We start from the raw sequence: 18,704 nt of genomic DNA, 5'->3' as shown, positions 1-18,704 counted from the left end.
GCGCGCGGCCGCGGCATCCGACATCGCACCTGGAGGACTTCATGCAGCGTCGCACCCTCGGCCGCACCGGCCGTACGGTCTCCGTCATCGGTCTCGGCACCTGGCAGCTCGGCGCCGACTGGGGCGACGTCGACGAGGCCGACGCGCTGGCCGTGCTCGACGCCGCGCACGAGGCCGGCGTCACGTTCTTCGACACCGCCGACGTCTACGGCGACGGCCGCAGCGAGTCGCTCATCGGCACGTGGCTGCGCGCCAACCCCGATTCGGGCGTCACGGTCGCCACGAAGATGGGCCGGCGCCTGCCCCAGGAGCACGAGAACTACTCGGCCGAGCACTTCCGCGCGTGGATCGACCGCTCGCGCGCGAACCTCGGCGTCGACACGGTCGACCTCGTGCAGCTGCACTGCCCGCCCACCTCGGTGTACGGCGACGACCGCGTGTTCGACGCGCTCGACGCGCTCGTGGCCGACGGCTCGATCGGCGCCTACGGCGTGAGCGTCGAGAAGGTCGAGGAGGCCCTCACCGCGATCGCCCGGCCGAACGTCGCGAGCGTGCAGATCATCCTCAACGCGTTCCGCCTGAAGCCGCTCGACGAGGTGCTGCCCGCCGCGCGCGAGGCCGGCGTCGGCATCATCGCGCGCGTGCCCCTCGCGAGCGGACTGCTCACGGGTCGGTACACGAAGGACACCGTGTTCGCCGCGAACGACCACCGCAGCTTCAACCGCCACGGCGAGGCCTTCGACGTGGGCGAGACCTTCTCGGGCGTCGACTACGAGACCGGTGTCGCCGCGGCGGCCGAGTTCAGCGAGCTCGCGCGGGCCGCGGCTCCCGATGCCACGCCGGCCCAGGTGGCCCTCGCGTGGGTCGCCGCGCAAGACGGCGTCAGCTCGGTCATCCCCGGTGCGCGCAACCCCGACCAGGCGCGGGCGAACGCGGCGGCGGGCTCGCTCGAACTCCCGCCCGGCTTCGACGCGTCGGTGCGCGACCTCTACGAGCGCGACATCCGGGCGCAGGTGCACGGCCGCTGGTGAGCGCGGCCTGCTCGAGCACCATCGCGGCGACCGTCGGCATCAGGGGGCGCGGAACGCCCACCCGGTGATCCACTCGGGGTCCTCGCCGTGCTCGTACGCGTGCTCGCGCGCCGCCGCGCGCAGGGCGTGCCACTCGTCGGCGATGTCGGCGACGCCGGGCCGGCCGGCGAGCCCGGGAACCCGTTCGACGACGTCGAGGGCGAGCCGGTACCGGTCGAGGTCGTTCAGGTGCAGCATGTCGAACGGCGTCGTCGTCGTGCCCCGCTCGATGAAGCCGCGCACGTGCAGGTTGCGGTGGTTCGTGCGCCGGTAGGCGAGCTGGTGCACGAGCGTCGGGTAGCCGTGGAACGCGAAGACCACGGGCGCCTCACGCGTGAAGATCGCGTCGAAGGCCGCGTCGTCGAGCCCGTGCGGGTGGTGCGACGGGTCCTGCAGGCGCATCAGGTCGACCACGTTGACGACGCGCACGGCGAGGTCGGGCAGGCGTTCGCGCAGCAGTTGGGCGGCCGCGATCGCCTCGATGGTCGGCACGTCGCCCGCGCAGCCGAGCACGACATCGGGTGCGGATGCCGCGGGGTCGGCGGCGTCGAAGCCGGGTTCGTTGCCCGCCCACGCCCACACGCCGAGGCCCGCCTCGACGTGCGCGTCGGCCTCGGCGGCGCCGAGCCACTGCGGCTGCGGCTGCTTGCCCGCGACGACGACGTTGACCCGGTTGGTCGTGTCGAAGACGTGCCGCATCACGGCGAGCAGCGTGTTCGCGTCGGGCGGCAGGTACACGCGCACGACCTCGGCCTGCTTGTTGACCACGACGTTCAGGAAGCCGGGGTCCTGGTGCGAGAAGCCGTTGTGGTCCTGGCGCCACACGTGCGACGAGAGCAGGTAGTTGAGCGACGCGAGGTCGCCCCGCCACGGCACGTGGCCGGCCGACTCCAGCCACTTCGCATGCTGGTTGAACATCGAGTCGACGATGTGGATGAACGCCTCGTAGCTCGTGAGGAGCCCGTGGCGCCCGGTGAGCAGGTAGCCCTCGAGCAGGCCCTGCATGAGGTGCTCGCTGAGCGCCTCGATGACCTGCCCCGAGCGCGCGAGGTGCTCGTCGAGCGGATCCAGCGCCCCCGCCCAGGCCCGGGACGTGACGTCGAACACCGCCCCGAGCCGGTTGGAGAGCACCTCGTCGGGCCCGAACAGGCGGGCGTCGTCGGGGTTGGTGCGAAGCAGCTCGGCGAGCCATCGGCCGAAGACGGCGGTCGCGGCATCCGTCGCCCCGCGGGCCTCGGGTGACACGTCGACCGCGAACGGGGCCGTGTCCGGCAGGGCGAGCGGATGCCGCACGCCGGCGTTCGCGAGCGGCGTCGCGCTCATGCGCAGCTCGCCGCGCGGCCGCAGGGCATCGAGCGCGGCGGCCGGCCGGCCGTCGGCGTCGAAGAGCTCCTCCGGCCGGTACGACCGCAGCCACGCCTCGAGCATCGCGAGGTGCTCGGGGTTCTCGCGCACGCCCGAGAGCGGCACCTGGTGGGCGCGGAAGGTGCCCTCGACCTGCACGCCGTCGACGACCTTCGGGCCGGTCCAGCCCTTCGGGGTGCGCAGCACGATCGCCGGCCAGTGCGGGGCGTTCCGGTCGAACGCGCCGGTCGCGACATCCGCCCGGATCGCGTCGATGCGCTCGAGCGCGACGTCGACGGCATCGGCGAGGCGCGCGTGCACGAGCGCCGGGTCCTCGTCGTCGAATCCGCCGGTGACGAGCAGCGGTTCGTAGCCGTTGCCGCGGAAGAAGTCGACGAGCTCGGACTCGGGGATGCGCGCGAGCAGCGTCGGGTTCGCGATCTTGTAGCCGTTCAGGTGCAGGATCGGGAGCACCGCGCCGTCGGTGACGGGGTTGAGGAACGCGTGCCCGCGCCAGCTCGTGGCGAGCGGCCCGGTCTCGGCCTCGCCGTCGCCGATGACGCAGGCGACCACGAGTCCGGGGTTGTCGAGCGCGGCGCCGTACGCGTGCATGAGCGAGTAGCCCAGCTCGCCGCCCTCGTTGATGGAGCCAGGGGTCTCGGGTGCCGCATGCGACGGGATGCCGCCGGGGAACGAGAACTGCCGGAAGAGTCGCTGCATGCCGTCGCGATCGGCGGTGATGTCGGGGAACAGCTCGGAGTAGGTGCCCTCGAGCCAGGTGTTCGCCACCATCGCGGGGCCCCCGTGACCGGGCCCGCACACGTAGAGCATCGGGGTTCCGCGCTCGACGATCGCCCGGTTGAGGTGCGCGTACACGAGGTTGAGGCCCGGGGAGGTGCCCCAATGGCCGAGCAGTCGCGGCTTGATGTCGTCGCGGTCGAGTGGCCGGTCGAGCAGGGGGTTCCGCATCAGGTAGATCTGCCCGACGCTGAGGTAGTTCGCCGCCCGCCACCACCGGTCGACGAGCTCCAACGGCACGGATGCCGCGTGCCGCCGGTCGTCTCGGTCGTTGGTCTGCTCGCCTGCTCCGGACATCGTCTCCCCGCCCCGTTCGACTCCGCGTGCGGTTCGAGCCTAGGTCGGACGGTCGCCGCGGACCAGCCCCGCACGGGGGCGGTTCCCCGGCGGCATCCGTCGCGGGTAGGGTCGATGCGATGACCCACGCGCGGAGCACCCCGGCCACCTGGCGTCGCGCGTGATCGAGATCTTCACCGGGTTCGCCGTCATCGCGCTCGCCGTGTTCGTCGGCTGGCTCGCCGCCCGGCTCGGCGTGCTCGGCCCGGGTGCGCGTCCCGTGCTCGCGAAGTTGAACTTCAACGTGCTCGCGCCGTTCCTGCTGTTCTCCGTGCTCGCGACGAGCGATGTCGGAGCGCTCTTCTCGGTGTTGCTGCCGGTCTCGGCGATCGCAGCCGTCGCGATGATGCTCGTCTTCGCGGCGATCTCGCTCGCGATCTGGCGGCGGGGTGTCCCACGCACGGTGATCGGCTCGCTCGCGGCCGGATACGTGAACGGCAACAACTTCGGCATCCCGATCGCCGTCTACATGCTCGGCGACGCCGCCTACTCCGCGCCCGTCGTGCTGCTCCAGCTGCTGCTGTTCGCACCCGTCGCGCTCGCCGTGCTCGGCGCGACGGTCGAGGGGCGCACGTCCGCGTGGACCATCGTGCGCTCGACGCTGACGAACCCCATCATCGTCGGCTCGCTGCTCGGCGTGCTCGTCTCGGTCACGGGCGTCGAGCTGCCGCCGATCGTCCTCGAACCCATCGAACTCATCGGGCATGCCGCCGTGCCGCTCATGCTCATCGCCTACGGCCTGTCGCTGCACGGGCAGCGCCTGCTCGAACCCGGCACCGGTCGCCGCGACGTGCTCCTCGCGTCGGCCTTGAAGCTCGCCCTGATGCCGGTCGTCGCGTGGGCCGTCGGGCGCTTCGTGTTCGGCCTCGACGGCATCGACCTCTACGCGGTCACCGTGCTCGCCGCCCTGCCGACGGCGCAGAACGTGTTCGTCTTCGCGCAGCGGTACGAGACCGCCGAGGTCGTCGCCCGCGACACCGTCTTCATCACGACGATCTCATCGGTGCCGGTGCTGCTCGTCGTGGCGCTCCTGCTCGGCTGACGCACCAGGTCGCCGGCAGCGGGCAGGATGGCAGGCAGACGAAGGAGACTGCATGCCGTTCCTCACCGAAGACGGACGACCCCTCGACGAACTCCTGCTCGCGCAGCGCCCCGCCGACGGCTACCGCTTCCACGTGCGCGCACCGTTCGCCTACCTGGACCCGGTGACCGGGCGACGCTACGTCGTCTCGGCGCGGCCCGCCGGGTCGGCCGATCCCGCCCCGGGGGAGCGGGAACCCGACGTGCCCGGCATCACCGACCTCGCGTCCGTGCCGATGTGGATGTGGAGCTTCATCGCGAGCTACGGCCGCCAGTCCGCGCCCGCCGTGCTGCACGACGAGCGCTCGGTGGCCGCCGCGCGGCTGGGCGACCGCCGGGCCGCCCTCGCGCAGCGGCGCGTCGACGATCGCGTCTTCCGAACGGCACTGCGCGAGCAGGGCGTGCCCGTGCTGCGCTCGTGGCTCATGTGGGCGTGGGTCGCGGCCGATCGGGAACGCCAGTTCGGCGGGGCCGCCGGAGCGCTGCTCGTCGGGCAGGCGGTGCTCGGCGCGCTCGTGGTGCTCGCGGCATCCGTCGCGGCGTTCTGGCAGCCGTGGTGGCTCGTCGCGCTGCCCGTCGTGGTGCTCGCAGGCCTGCCGTGGCGCTCGCTCGCCCCGCTCGTGCTGGTGCTCACGGGCTCGCTCGCGGTGATCGGGCCGCTGCTGGTGGTGCACGTCGCGGCGCTCGTGCCGTTGCGGCTCATCGAGGCGGTCGTCGAGATGTTCGCCGGCGGCGACCCCGGCGATGTCCTGCGTCCGACGGTCGCGCCGGGCGCCGGGCCCGGCGGGGTGCCGCCGGAGCCGCCGCTCAGCCGCTGACCAGCACGGGCGCGGGCCGCCGCCGAGCCTGCGAGGCGACCGAGAAGCTCACCACGGCGACCGCGGCGATGACCAGCATCGCGTTGCGCGCGCCGACCTCGGCGGCGAGGAGGCCGAGCAGCGGCGGCGCCACGAGCGAGGAGATCGTCGAGAAGGAGGTCACCACGGCCACTCGCGGGCCGGCATCCGCCGGATCGTCGGATGCCGCCGAGATGGCGATCGGATTGCCGAGCGCGGCGCCGCATCCCCAGAGCAGCACGCCGATCCAGGCGGTCGCGAGGCTCGGGCTGAAGACGAAGACGAGCACGCCGGTGAAGGTCGCCACGCCCGAGACGCGAAGCACCGCGACCCGGCCGAAGAGGTCGATGAGCGGTGTGCCGAGGAAGCGGAACACGGTCATCGCGATCACGAACGAGCCGTAGGCGAGGGCACCGGCCGCCTCGGGCGTCTCGAAGCCGTCGACCACGGCGAGGGAGAGCCAGGTCGTCGCGGTGCCCTCGGCGAGCGAGGCCGCGAGCAGCACCACGCCGAGCAGCAGGGTGCGTGGTTCGAGCCAGGCGCCGAGTGCCTGCCGAACGGCGCCGCGGCGCCGGTCCTTCGTCTCGGCCGTCGCGATCGACCCCGTCTCGGTCGTGATCGGCGCGTGGAAGGTGAGCGCGGTGGCGGGCCGGAGCAGCACGAGCCGGAGGGTCGTCACGACCATCAGCACGACGAGGATCTGCGCGGTGATCGAGATGTGCGCGGCCGCGAACCCGGCCGCGACCAGTGCGCCGAGGGCGGCCCCGATCGAGAAGCAGGCGTGGAAGTGGGGCAGGACCGAGGTGCCGAGCCGTCGTTCGACCTCGGCCGCGTTCGTGTTGATGGGCACGTTGACGAGGGCGCCGCAGAAGCCGTTGATGAAGGCGCCCGCGATGAAGAGGCGCACGTCGCCGCTCTCGGTGGCCAGGGCGATCAGGCCGAAGCCCACCACGTTTCCCGCGGTGCCGCCGAGCAGGGCCGTGCGGCTGCCGAAGCGCGCGACGAGCACGCCGATCGTCAGGGCGCCCGTCAGCGAACCCGCCCCACCGACCACCAGGAGGGCGCCGAGCTGCGCCGCGTCCACGCCGAGCGCCTCGCGGATGGAGGGCATGCGGCTGACCCACGACGCCATGACGAGTCCGAACAGCGCGAACTGCACGAGCAGGGCCCAGCGGGCGGCGCGAACCTCGTTCGTGGCGGTGAGCGGCATGGTAAAGAATCCTGCCACTGAATCATCGTGCCTGCAGCCCCGCCGGATCGCTCGGGCGTTGCGTCGCCTCCGTCAGCTCATGCGTTCGTGGCGGCGCCGACACCGGCCGCCGCCGGGTTCGCCGGCCGCCAGTCGTGGAAGAGGTACGCCCACGACTTGGCCCACGGGCCCTTCGGATCGAGTGTGCCGCGACGGGCGGCGAGGTGCCGCTCGTACGCTTTGCTCCGCCGGGTCGAGTGCAGGGTCAGCGGCGTCAGCGCCTTCGCCCGGACGCCCTGCACGTCGGCGGCGTCGGTGCGCGCGTCGACCACGACCGGGACCGGCGCGAACCTGGGCTCGAAGAAGAGGAACACGGCGGCCGCGAGCACGACGACCCCCGCCCAGACGAGACCTGCGGCGTCGAGCGGCACGACCTGCACGAAGGCCGCCCAGACGACGACGGCCGCGCCGGCCACGTAGAGGAATCGCGGGATGCTCGAGACCGCCAGCCACGCGCCGACCGGCAGCGGGCACCGATCCCAGATCAGGGTGCGCTCGGTGTACCCGGCGAGCGTCTGGTTCAGCCAGATGAGCAGTGCCGCGATGAGTGCCGAGGCGATGAGCCAGCCCCATCCGGTGAGGGTCGGATCGCCGGCGGCGTCGACGGTGTGCAGGAACCCGACGGATGCCGCGACGTCGGGCGCGGCATCCGCACCGTTGAACAGGTCGCCGATCCAGGCGAACCATCCGGTGATCGTCGTGACCACCGTCGCGAAGAACGCCGAGGCCGCGGCGATGCCGGGCAGCAGGGCGGCGATGGCGACCGCGGCGATCATGTTCACGCCGAGCGACTTCTTGTTGATCACGTTGAGGCGGTTCTCGAGGTAGGCGACCTCGGGCGGCGGAGCGGGCAGGTCGGGGCCGAGCAGGTTGCGGATCGTCGGCTCGACGACCTGCAGCGTGTTCTGGAAGTACATCGAGTGGTCGAGGAAGGGCTGGCTGGTGTTGTGCACCGCGTGCTCCTCGGGCCCGCAGGCGTCTGTCGCCAGGCGCGGGAAGTACGAGGCGCGCCAGCGTGCGCGCGCGCTGCGCGGGTCGTCGGCGATCGGGCCCGCCGAGAAGGGATCCCAGATCGCCCAGTGGTTCGACCACGCGACGGCGTGATCGGGGTGGGCCGCGCGCTTGGCGATCCAGTTCTGCACCGGGGTGTACGGGTCGGTGCGCCCGCGCCACTGGTCGCGGCCGAGCAGGGTCACGGCCGCGCCGACCGTGGTGAGCTGCCGGACGTTGTAGTCGTTCGGCTCCATCTCCTCGAAGAGGGCGAACGTCGAGACCGCCGCACCCTGCGAGTGGGCGAACACCTGCACGTCGCCGTCGCCGACGAGGGACTTCGCCCGGGAGACGGCATCGCGCACGATCAGGCGCATCGCGCTCGCGCGGACCGGCGTCTCCTTCCAGGCGGTGACGTCGCCGATGGACTCGGCGAGCGAGTCGATGATGCCGGCGGCGAGGTCCTTGAACCACGGGATGAGCAGCAGCGGGCTAATGAGCGGCAGGATCGGCGTCAGCACCACGGCCAGCAGGAGGATGAAGACGGCGATCGGCACGTAGATGACGAACCCGAGCACGACGCGCACGAGGTCGAGCACGAACGTCACGGGGTGCGGGAACACGAGGTACTCGCGCTTCGTGCGGGTGTGCTCGACGAGCGTGTACCAGGGAACGAGGAACATCGTCGCCCAGAACAGGCGGAGCATGCGCAGGAAGGCGCGCCACATGAAGGGCGCGGCCCACCGGAAGATCTGCGCGCGGCCGAGCGGCACGAACGCCTCCGACCAGCGGGCCTCGAGGATCGCGATCTTGCGCTCGACCGTCTCGACCTCGCCGATCGGGGCGCCGGATGCGTCGACCGCGCGTCGTTTCGCGAAGCGGACGGTCGCCGTGATGACCGGTTCGTCGCCGGCGAGGTCGGACTGGTCGAGCTGCACCCCCGGTCGTTCGCCGTCGCCGTAGATGCGGTCGCGGACCATCCAGTCCATGCGCGAGAGGATCGGCTCGGCCCACTCGAGCAGGATCTGGCTGCGATACGCGTCGCCCATGCCGTGAACGAGCACGAGTGCGACGTCGTACGACCCTTCGGCGTGGGTCTCGGCGACGCCGGGTTCTGACTGCGGTGAGATCCGCATGGCGGCCCTCCAGTGGGTTCGCGGGGACGAGCAGGTGCAGGATGCTCCGAACGCTAGCGCCGCGCGATCCGCGCCGACAAGGGGAATCCGCGCAATTCCGGGCCTGCACTGAGCATGAGGCGCCGAACGGATGCCCCGGCGGTCAGCCCCGCCGAGCCGCGCGCCGGCCGTGGAGCCCGCCGCGCACCTTGAGCAGGAACGGCATGACGAGGTAGACGGCGGTCGGCACGACCACGAGCGTGAGCACGAGCGCGCGGACCACGGGGGGCCAGGCCTCGGCGAAGGGCGCGATCAGGGTGAGGCCGATCGTGACGAGCGGGAAGATCGCGAGCCAGGTGAGCAGGGCGCGCACGTGGATCGACGGTGGTGCGACGGATGCCGCGGGCGCGACGGGTGCGGCGGGCCTGACGGATGCGGCGGGCGTGGTGGCCGTCGCCGCGGTCGGGGCGACGACGTCGGGGTTCTGCGTGCTGGTCATGGCGACTCCTAGTTTCCAACCGAATGGTTGTTTCCAACTGAATGGTTGCTATTGAAGCACCTCAGCTCGTATTTCACAACCATCCGGTTGGAATTGCTACACTCGGGGCATGGCCTGGGACACCGAGCGCACGAAGCGGTTGCTGCTCGACGCGGCGACGGACGAGTTCACCGAGCACGGACTCGCCGGCGGCCGGGTCGACCGCATCGCCACCGCGGCCGGCGTCAACAAGGAGCGCATCTACCAGTACTTCGGCAAGAAGGACGACCTCTTCGCCGCCGTCCTCGCCTCGCGCCTGCGCGACTCGATGGACGCCGTCACCATGGAGGGGCGGGGGCCCGCCGCGGCCGGCGACTACGCCGGTCGTCTCTTCGACCACCACCTCGTCGACGGCGTCATCCCACGGCTCGTGTTCTGGGAGGGCCTGGAGCGGGCCGAGCTCGCCGCGGCCGACGAGGCGCGCGCCGAGTACCACCACACCAAGGTCGAACGGTTCCGCGCCATGCTGCCGGGCGTCGACCACGAGGCCGCCGCCGAGCTGTTCCTCACGGTGGTCTCGCTCGTCAACGCGTGGCCGGTGCTCTCGCACCTCGACCGGCTCATCGTCGCGAGTCCCGACGAGGGGGCGGCGCGCATCGCCGCGCGACGCCGCGTGCTCGTCCGCACGGTCGAGGTGCTCGCCAACGACGTGTGCGGGCCCGCGGCATCCGCCGACTGAGCACCCGATCCGGTCGCCCGACCGCCCGATCTCAGGGCTGACCCTGAGGTGCGGCATCCGCGCTCGCCGTAGCGTTGCATCCGATCGCACGGCGCGGACCGCAGGGGGGAACTGTCACCGCGACGGCGATCGTGAGCCGGCCGGCGGCGTGACCCGAAATCACCCCGCAGGCCGGCTCCCCCTTTTCTCGCCCGGAGCGAATCGGCATCGGCGGCGGCGCCGACCGCCGCGTAGGGCAGACTCGTACGGGTGACCCAGCCCCTGCTCGAGCGCGCTCCGCGACCGTACGATGCCGATGCCATGTACGACGCGTTCGTCGACTGGGCCGAAGACCGCGGGCTCTCCCTCTACCCCGCGCAGGACGAGGCGGTCATCGAGATCGTGTCGGGCGCCAACGTGATCCTCTCGACGCCGACCGGAACGGGCAAGTCGCTCGTCGCGGTCGCCGCGCACGCGGCATCCGTCGCCGCCGGGGGCCGCTCCTACTACACGGCGCCGATCAAGGCGCTCGTGAGCGAGAAGTTCTTCCAGCTCGCCGACATCTTCGGGGCGTCGAACGTCGGCATGGTCACGGGCGACAGCTCGGTGAACCCCGACGCGCCCATCATCTGCTGTACGGCCGAGATCCTCGCGAACCTCGCGCTCCGGCACGGCGCCGATGCCGAGGTCGACCAGGTCGTCATGGACGAGTTCCACTACTACGGCGACCCCGACCGCGGGTGGGCGTGGCAGGTGCCCCTGCTCCTCCTGCCGCGCGCGCAGTTCGTGCTCATGTCCGCGACGCTCGGCGACGTCACCGCGATCGCCGAAGACCTCGAGCGCCGCACCGGCCGGCCGACGGCCCGGGTCACCGGCGTGGAGCGCCCTGTTCCGCTGCACTACTCGTACGCGAAGACGCCCGTGCAGGAGACCGTCGAGGAACTGCTTGACACGCGGCAGGCCCCCGTCTACATCGTGCACTTCTCGCAGGCCGCGGCCATGGAACGGGCGCAGGCGCTGTCCTCGATCAGGGTCGTCACGCGCGAGCAGCGCGACGAGATCGCCGAGGCGATCGGCGGGTTCCGGTTCACGACCGCGTTCGGCAAGACGCTCTCGCGGCTCGTGCGCGCGGGCATCGGCGTGCACCACGCCGGCATGCTGCCGCGCTACCGTCGCCTCGTCGAGACGCTCGCCCAACGCGGCCTGCTCCGGGTGATCTGCGGCACCGACACCCTCGGCGTCGGCATCAACGTGCCGATCCGCTCGGTGCTGATCACCGCGCTCACGAAGTTCGACGGGCAGAAGATGCGGCAGCTGAGCGCGCGCGAGTTCCACCAGATCGCCGGTCGCGCCGGTCGCGCCGGCTACGACACAGCCGGCACGGTCGTGGTGCTCGCCCCCGAACACGAGATCGAGAACGAGGTCGCCGTGCGCAAGGCGGGCGATGACGCGAAGAAGCTCAAGCGCATCGTGCGCAAGAAGGCGCCCGCCGGGCAGGTCACATGGGGCGAGGCCTCGTACGACCGGCTCGTCATCGCCGAGCCCGAGCCGCTCGCGCCGCAGCTGAAGCTCACCGCGGCGATGCTCATCAACGTCATCGGCCGAGGGGGCGACGTCGTGGGCGGCATCCGCTCGCTCGCCTTCGACAACCACGAGCCCCGCAAGCGCCGCTTCGAGCTCGCGCGACGCGCCCTCGAGATCCTCCGAACGCTCGCCGACGCCGGCGTCGTGGAGCTCACCGCCGATCCCCGCGCCGGCGGCCTCGGCGTGCGCGTCGCGCTCACCGTCGACCTGCAGCCGAACTTCGCCCTCAACCAGCCGCTCTCGCCGTTCGCGCTCGCCGCGATCGACCTGCTCGATCCCGAGGCCGAGGCCGGAACGGGCATCGGCACGGGGCACTACGCGCTCGACGTCGTGAGCATCATCGAGTCGACGCTCGACGACCCGCGCCCGATCCTCTCGCAGCAGCAGTTCAAGGCGCGCGGCGAGGCCGTCGCGGCGATGAAGCAGGAGGGCATCGAGTACGACCAGCGCATGGAACTGCTCGAGGAGGTCACCTGGCCGAAGCCGCTCGACGAGCTGCTCGCCCAGGCGTTCGAGACCTTCGCGTCGAGCCAGCCGTGGGTCCGCGACTTCGAGCTGTCTCCCAAGTCGGTCGTGCGCGACATGTTCGAGCGCAGCATGTCCTTCGGCGAGTTCGTCTCGTTCTACCAGCTCGCCCGCAGCGAGGGCCTCGTGCTGCGCTACCTGTCCGACGCGTTCCGAGCGATGCGCCAGACCGTGCCGAACGACGCGAAGACCGAGGACCTGCTCGACCTCATCGAGTGGCTCGGCGAGCTCGTGCGCCAGGTCGACTCGAGCCTCGTCGACGAGTGGAACGAGATGGTCGATCCCAGCGCCCACCTGCCTGAAGACGAGGCGGCAGTCGTGCCGCCCGCGCCGCCCTCGGTCGTGACGAACCGTCGGGCGTTCACGGTGCTCGTGCGCAACGAGCTGTTCCGGCGCGTGCAGCTGGCCGCCCTCGAGCGCGACGATGAGCTCGCCGAGCTCGACCCCGACGCCGGCTGGCCCGACGCGCTCGACCGCTACTACGCCGAGCACGACGACCTCGGCACGGGCGCCGCGGCGCGCTCGCCGCAGCTCGTCGTCATCGACGAGTCGGATGCCGCGTCGGGGCTCTGGCGCGTCGAGCAGATCCTCGACGACCCGGCCGGCGACCACGACTGGCGCATCCGGGCCGAGGTCGACCTCGAGGCATCCGCCGAAGAGGGAACGGCGGTCGTGCACGTGACCGAGGTCGTGCGGCTGTAGCGCAGGACGCCGGCGAGCGGCTCTGCCCCGCCGCCGCTCAGGCCACCGCGAGCATCGCCGCCGCGCCGAGCGCGAGCACCAGGCCGACCCACTGCACGGGCGCGATGCGCTCGCGCAGCACGATCGCGGCGAGCAGGATCGTGCCGGCCGGGTACATGGCGCCGAGCACGGCGGCGATCGAGAGGTCGCCGGCGCGGATGCCGAACAGCAGCAGCGCGTTCGCGACCGCGTCGACCACGCCGCAGGCCACGGCCAGCCGGATGCCGGTGGCGAGCGCCGAGCGATCGGCCCGCGGCATCCGCGGTTCGTCGGGGCCGCCCGTCGCGAGGACGTTCGCGCGCGCCCGGACGCGCGCCCGCTGGGCCGCGACGATCGCGACTGCGCCGACCGCCGCGAACATGATGACCGCGTTGACGCCGCGATTCAGGATGAGGGGCACGATGCCGCTCTCGTCGGAGGTCTGGTCGACGGCGATGTAGAACCCGCCGATGGCGGCACCCGAGCCGACGGCCATGAGGATGCCGCGGAGCGACGGGCGCACGGCGCCGCGTTCGGGCACGAAGCCGACGAGCAGCACCGCGACGAGCGCGAGCGCGAGCCCCCAGTATCCGATCGCGTCGAACCGCTCGCCCGCGAACACGAGTCCGTAGAGCACGGGCACGATCGCGGAGACCACGGCGGTCGTCGGCGAGAGGATGCTCATCGGCCCGATGGCGAGGCACGCGTAGAGCAGCCCGATGCCGACGCATCCGATCGCTCCCGAGATCGCGCCCCACAGCACGTCGTGCGCGTTCCACTCGCCGCCGAGCAGCGGCAGCAGCGCGAACAGCAGCACGAACCCCGAGACGGCGGCGACCGCGGTCGCGAGCAGCGCGCTCACCCGCTTGGCGGCGAGCCCGCCGAGGAAGTCGGCGGCTCCGAACACGAGTGCGCCGGAGAGCGAGAGGACGGCGGTCAGCACGAGGCCTCATCGTACCGAGCGGATGCCGCGGCCGCCGTCGCGGGCCCCGCATCACGATCGGCCGCCGAACACCAGCCCCCGCCGTGAATTCGCTCATCTGAGCACGCCGGAAACGCGATCATGCTCGCGTGCGCGGCATCCGTGAACAGGATGTGAAATCAGCCGGATGATTCGCGGGAATCCCTTGGCAGGAGCCCAGTCGAATCATAGGCTGACGCGCAAAGTGGCCCCCGATCCGGGGGGAGTTCGCCTCGCGCAACCCGAGCGCGGACGTCACAGCGAATGACACAGGGGAGCGTCATGCAGGGTGGTCGTACCGTCCAACGCCTTTCCGCCATAGCGGCCACGGCCGCCGGGGCATTGATCGTCGGAATGCTGGGAGCGCCACCCGCGTTCGCCGCGACCGACGGCTCGGGCGTGGTGATCAACGAGGTGTACGCGCGGGGTGGCAGTGCCGGCCAGCCGTACCTGAACAAGTTCGTCGAGCTCTACAACCCGACGAACTCGGCCGTCTCGCTCGCGGGCTGGTCGCTGCAGTACCGATCGGCGACTGGTACCGGCGCCGCGAATGGTGTCGCCGAACTGAGCAAGTCGATCCCCGCAAAGGGCTACTTCCTCATCGCGATGAACAGCAACGCGGCGAACGGTGCCGCATTGCCGTCGCCGGACCTGTCGACGTCCCTCGCTCCGAGCGGCACGACGGGTGCGCTCTTCCTGGCGGATGTCGCGACGGCCGTCACCCCCGGCACCGGCTCCATCGTCGACGCGCCGAACGTCGTCGACTTCGTAGGTTACGGCAGCTCCAACAGCTTCGAGGGCTCGGTCGCCGCGTATCCGGGCGGCAACACGACCCCCGGCAGCATCTCCCGCACGGGCGGCGCCGACACCGACGTCAACTCCGCGGACTTCACCTTCAGCTCCACGCCGACCCCACAGAACTCCGGCGTGGTCATCGATCCCGACCCCGAGCCCGACCCCGAGACGGCGACCATCGCCGAGGTGCAGGGCGCGGGCGACGCCAGCCCGCTCGTCGGCCAGAAGGTCACGGTCGAGGGCGTCATCACGGCCGACTACCGCTCCGGCGGCTACAACGGCGTGACCATCCAGACCGCCGGTCCCGACACGACGCCCGGCGTCTCCGACGGCGTCTTCGTCTTCGGCATGCCCGCCGTCGGAGCCGTCGGCGACCTCGTGAAGGTCACCGGCGCGGTCAGCGAGTACTTCGGCCTCACCGAGATCACCGCGGATGCCGCGGGCGTCGAGGTCGTCACTGCCGGCGCCGGCCTGCCCGAGGCGCAGCCGCTGCCCGACACCCTCGTCGGCACGGCGCGCGAGGCCCTCGAGAGCATGCTCGTCGCCCCCACCGGCACGTACCTGCTCTCGAGCACGCACGAGGTCTACAACTACGGTTCGCTCTGGATTGCCGCAGGCGACACCCTGCCCGTGAAGGGCACCGAGACGCTCGACGCCGGCGCCGAGTCGAACGCCGTCGCGGCCGCCAACCGGGGCCGGCTGCTCGTGCTCGACGACGGCTGGAACAGCACCGTCACCTCCGCCGGCCACCCGGCCGACCAGCCGTACCTCACCAAGGACCAGATCGTCCGCAACGGCGACCGCGTGATCCTTCCCTCGGCGCCGTACGTGCTGAGCTACGGCTTCGACGCCTGGCGGCTGCAGCCGACCGCGCCGATCGACAGCACGAGCCCGGCCGAGGTCAGGCCCACGTTCGAGACGCTGAACCCGCGCCCCGAGGCGGCTCCCGCCGTCGGCGGCGACATCCAGGTCGGCGTGTTCAACGTGCTGAACTACTTCACGACGCTCTTGAGCGAGAATGCCAACGCCCGCGGCGCCGCCACGGCCGAGGAGTTCGCGCTGCAGCAGAAGAAGATCGTCGCCGCGATCACGGCGCTCGACGCCGAGGTCGTCGCACTTCAGGAGATCGAGAACTCGTTCAAGCTCGGCGAAGCGCGCGACGAGGCCACCGCCTCGCTCGTGGCGGAGCTGAACGCGGCCGAGGGCTCCGACGTGTGGGCCTACATCCCGACGCCGGCGAGCCTCACGGCCGCGACGACCGACTTCATCCAGAGCGCGATCATCTACCGCACCGACGCCGTCACCCCGAAGGGCGACGCGCAGACCGTGATCGACGAGAGCGTCTGGGGCAACGCCCGGGAGCCCATCGCGCAGGCCTTCACGCTGCCGAACGGCAACGACTTCTCGGTCATCGCGAACCACTTCAAGTCGAAGAGCGGTTCCGGAACCCAGCCGGCCGACGGCCAGGGCTTCTTCAACGCCGACCGCGTCGCGCAGGCGACCTCGCTCCTGACGCTGGCCGACACGATGGCCGACCAGGCCGGTGAGGTGTTCCTGCTCGGCGACTTCAACTCGTACGCCGAGGAGGACCCGATCCAGGTGCTCACGGGTGCCGGATACACCGACCTGCTGCCCGACCTGACCGACGACCAGTACACGTACACGTTCGACGGCGAGCTCGGCTCGCTCGACCACGCGCTCGGCAACGCCGCGGCCGTGCAGGGCGTCACGGGCATCGGCCGCTGGGCGATCAACTCGCCCGAGTGGAGCGACCGCCAGTACGAGAACGGTTCGCCCGACGACGGGTCGGTCTTCCGCTCGAGCGACCACGACCCTCAGGTCATCGGCCTCGACAGCTCGAAGCTCACGGACGTCGTCGACATCAGCGTGATGACGATCAACGACTTCCACGGGCGCATCGAGCAGGCGGCTCCGGCCGCCGGCGCCGCGGTGCTCGCGGGTGCCGCCGACGCCGTTCGCGCCGAGAACCCGAACACGGTCTTCGCCGCGGCGGGCGACCTGATCGGCGCCTCGACGTTCACGTCGTTCATCCAGAAGGACTCGCCGACGATCGCCGCGCTCAACGCGGCCGGACTCGACGTGAGCGCCGCGGGCAACCACGAGTTCGACCAGGGATGGGAGGACCTCCGCGACCGCGTGCAGGATGAGGCGGACTTCGAGTACATCAGCTCGAACGTGTTCCTGAAGGACTCTGACGAGACGGCGCTCGCGCCGTACTACACGCAGACCTTCGAGGGTGTCACGGTCGGCTTCATCGGCGCCGTCACCGAGGAGCTGACGTCGCTGGTGAGTCCCGCCGGCATCGCCGAGCTCGACGTGCGGCCCATCGTCGAATCGGTGAACGCGCAGGCCGCGAACCTCACCGACGGCGAGGCCGCCAACGGCGAGGCCGACGTGCTCATCCTGCTGGTGCACGAGGGGGCGACGACGAGCGCGCTCTCGAGCGTCACCGACGGCTCGGTGTTCGGCAAGATCGTCGCCGGCGTCGACCCCGAGGTCGACGCGATCGTCTCGGCGCACACGCACCTCCCGTACAACCACGTCGTCGACGGCCGCCCGGTCGTGTCGGCCGGCCAGTACGGCGAGCAGTTCGGCCTCATGAAGCTCGAGGTCGACGGCAAGACGAAGGAACTCGTCTCGATCACGAATGAGCTGAAGCCGCTCATGACGGTCGCGACGACGAACCCGCCGGTGCCGGCCAAGGCGCTCTACCCGGCCGACCCCGAGGTCGCGGCGATCGTCGCCGAGGCCAAGGCGAAGGCCGACGTGCTCGGCGCCGTCAAGGTCGGCGACATCACGGCCGACTTCAACCGCGGCCAGATGCCCGGCACGGATGCGAACGGCAACCCCGTGATCGTCGAGGCGCGCGGCGCCGAGTCGACCATCGGCAACTTCGTCGCGGATGTGCAGCTCTGGGCCGCCCAGCAGGACGGCACGGCCGACATCGCGTTCATGAACCCGGGCGGCATGCGCACCGACCTGAAGTTCAAGAGCAGCGGCGCCGCCGACCCCGACGGCAACGTCACCTACCGCGAGGCGGCCAACGTGCAGCCGTTCGCGAACACCCTCTTCACCCAGACGCTCACGGGCGCCCAGGTCAAGCAGGTGCTCGAGGAGCAGTGGCAGCCCGCGGGCGCCTCGCGTCCGTTCCTGAAGCTCGGCGTCAACGCCGGACTGAAGGTCGTCTACGACCCGACGGCTGCGGCGGGGTCGCGCGTGACCCACGTCTCGCTCGACGGCGTCGAGCTCGACCCGGCGGCGAACTACCGCGTCGTGGCGAACTCGTTCCTGGCGGCCGGCGGTGACAACTTCTTCACCCTCGGCAAGGGAACCGGTCGCGCCGACACCGGCAAGGTCGACCTGCAGGCGATGGTCGACTGGTTCACCGCGAACAAGACGGCGACGCCCGACACCGCGCAGCGCTCGGTGGGCCTCGTGTTGCCGGCTCCCGCCGATGGCGTGGCCTACGTGCCCGGCGAGACGCTGCAGCTCGCGCTCAGCTCGCTCGACTTCAGCACCAACGAGGTCGCCGCGGGCGAGGTCACGGTCTCGATCGGCGACACGGTGCTCGGCACCGCGCCCGTCGACCGCACGTCGGTGCCCGCCACCGACGAGGGCGGCCGCGCCACCCTCGCGGTGACGATCCCCGAGGGAGTGGAAGGCGCGACCGCGCTGACCATTTCGGTCGCCTCGACCGGCACCACCGTCGACGTGCCGATCACGATCGCCGTGACGGAGCCGCCGGCTCCGGTCGCGACGGTCACCATCGGCGCACCGAGCAAGCTGCTCGTGCGTGCCGGTACCTCCATCACCTACAACGCGCAGGTGTTCGCCCTCGACGGCTCGAAGCCCCTCGGCACCGTCTCGGTGTACGACGGGTCGAAGCTCGTCGCCTCGGTCGAGCTGACCGCGGAGACGAAGAACGGACGCGTGGCCATCACGGTTCCGAAGCTGTCGCGAGGCGTGCACCAGCTGCGCGCCGAGTTCACGGGCACCGCGCCCTACACGAACTCGCGCATGTTCCAGATTCCCGTCCTGGCCTGGTGAGACGACGAAGGGCGGTGGGCCTCGCGCCCGCCGCCCT

Annotated in this window: 11 protein-coding genes; 6 read left to right on the top strand and 5 right to left on the bottom strand. The window is 71.4% G+C overall.

Going from position 1 to position 18,704, the window contains the following annotated elements; genetic code table 11:
• Window positions 1–41: 41 nt before the first annotated feature.
• The gene (locus tag ACR3IO_RS02000) at window positions 42–1,031 is read left to right on the top strand and encodes an aldo/keto reductase (protein ID WP_434069484.1); all 990 of its coding nucleotides are present in this window, start codon (window positions 42–44) and stop codon (window positions 1,029–1,031) included.
• Between the two features lie 39 nt (window positions 1,032–1,070).
• On the opposite strand, the gene ACR3IO_RS01995 is transcribed toward ACR3IO_RS02000, so the two are convergent.
• Entirely contained in the window at window positions 1,071–3,509 is a 2,439-nt protein-coding gene (locus ACR3IO_RS01995; protein ID WP_434069483.1) for a phosphoketolase family protein, read from the bottom strand.
• A 160-nt stretch (window positions 3,510–3,669) separates the two neighbouring features.
• On the opposite strand from ACR3IO_RS01995, the gene ACR3IO_RS01990 reads away from it, so the two are divergent.
• The gene (locus ACR3IO_RS01990) at window positions 3,670–4,590 is read left to right on the top strand and encodes an AEC family transporter (protein WP_434069482.1); all 921 of its coding nucleotides are present in this window, start codon (window positions 3,670–3,672) and stop codon (window positions 4,588–4,590) included.
• A gap of 52 nt (window positions 4,591–4,642) precedes the next feature.
• On the top strand, window positions 4,643–5,446 hold the full coding sequence (locus tag ACR3IO_RS01985; protein ID WP_434069481.1) for a DUF1353 domain-containing protein: 804 nt from the start codon (window positions 4,643–4,645) through the stop codon (window positions 5,444–5,446).
• Here ACR3IO_RS01985 and ACR3IO_RS01980 read toward each other — a convergent pair.
• The 3 genes from ACR3IO_RS01980 to ACR3IO_RS01970 all read right to left on the bottom strand — a co-directional run bounded on the left by ACR3IO_RS01980 (window position 5,436) and on the right by ACR3IO_RS01970 (window position 9,317).
• Entirely contained in the window at window positions 5,436–6,674 is a 1,239-nt protein-coding gene (locus ACR3IO_RS01980) for an MFS transporter (RefSeq protein WP_434069480.1), read from the bottom strand. The genes ACR3IO_RS01985 and ACR3IO_RS01980 overlap by 11 nt on opposite strands.
• 77 nt (window positions 6,675–6,751) lie before the next feature.
• Window positions 6,752–8,839 carry a hypothetical protein gene (locus ACR3IO_RS01975; protein ID WP_434069479.1) on the bottom strand — a complete coding sequence of 696 codons (2,088 nt, stop codon included), beginning with the start codon at window positions 8,837–8,839 and terminating at the stop codon, window positions 6,752–6,754.
• Between the two features lie 142 nt (window positions 8,840–8,981).
• Window positions 8,982–9,317, bottom strand: a complete 336-nt coding sequence (locus ACR3IO_RS01970; RefSeq protein ID WP_434069478.1) for a hypothetical protein — start codon at window positions 9,315–9,317, stop codon at window positions 8,982–8,984.
• A 109-nt stretch (window positions 9,318–9,426) separates the two neighbouring features.
• Here ACR3IO_RS01970 and ACR3IO_RS01965 point away from each other — a divergent pair, with 109 nt between their 5' ends.
• The gene (locus tag ACR3IO_RS01965; RefSeq protein ID WP_434069477.1) at window positions 9,427–10,035 is read left to right on the top strand and encodes a TetR/AcrR family transcriptional regulator; all 609 of its coding nucleotides are present in this window, start codon (window positions 9,427–9,429) and stop codon (window positions 10,033–10,035) included.
• A gap of 300 nt (window positions 10,036–10,335) precedes the next feature.
• Window positions 10,336–12,825 carry a DEAD/DEAH box helicase gene (locus tag ACR3IO_RS01960; RefSeq protein WP_434069828.1) on the top strand — a complete coding sequence of 830 codons (2,490 nt, stop codon included), beginning with the start codon at window positions 10,336–10,338 and terminating at the stop codon, window positions 12,823–12,825.
• Window positions 12,826–12,862: 37 nt separating this feature from the next.
• On the opposite strand, the gene ACR3IO_RS01955 is transcribed toward ACR3IO_RS01960, so the two are convergent.
• Entirely contained in the window at window positions 12,863–13,786 is a 924-nt protein-coding gene (locus tag ACR3IO_RS01955; RefSeq protein ID WP_434069476.1) for an EamA family transporter, read from the bottom strand.
• A 372-nt stretch (window positions 13,787–14,158) separates the two neighbouring features.
• Between ACR3IO_RS01955 and ACR3IO_RS01950 the strand changes: the two genes are divergently transcribed.
• A complete protein-coding gene (locus ACR3IO_RS01950) occupies window positions 14,159–18,667 on the top strand; it encodes an ExeM/NucH family extracellular endonuclease (protein ID WP_434069475.1) in 4,509 nt (1,502 codons plus the stop codon).
• Window positions 18,668–18,704 lie beyond the last annotated feature (37 nt).

The sequence above is a fragment of the Agromyces sp. Marseille-Q5079 genome (assembly GCF_051016555.1).
GTDB lineage: Bacteria > Actinomycetota > Actinomycetes > Actinomycetales > Microbacteriaceae > Agromyces.
The sequence above is the reverse complement of the archived record's forward strand: the minus strand, read 5'-3'. Positions and strand labels throughout refer to the sequence as shown.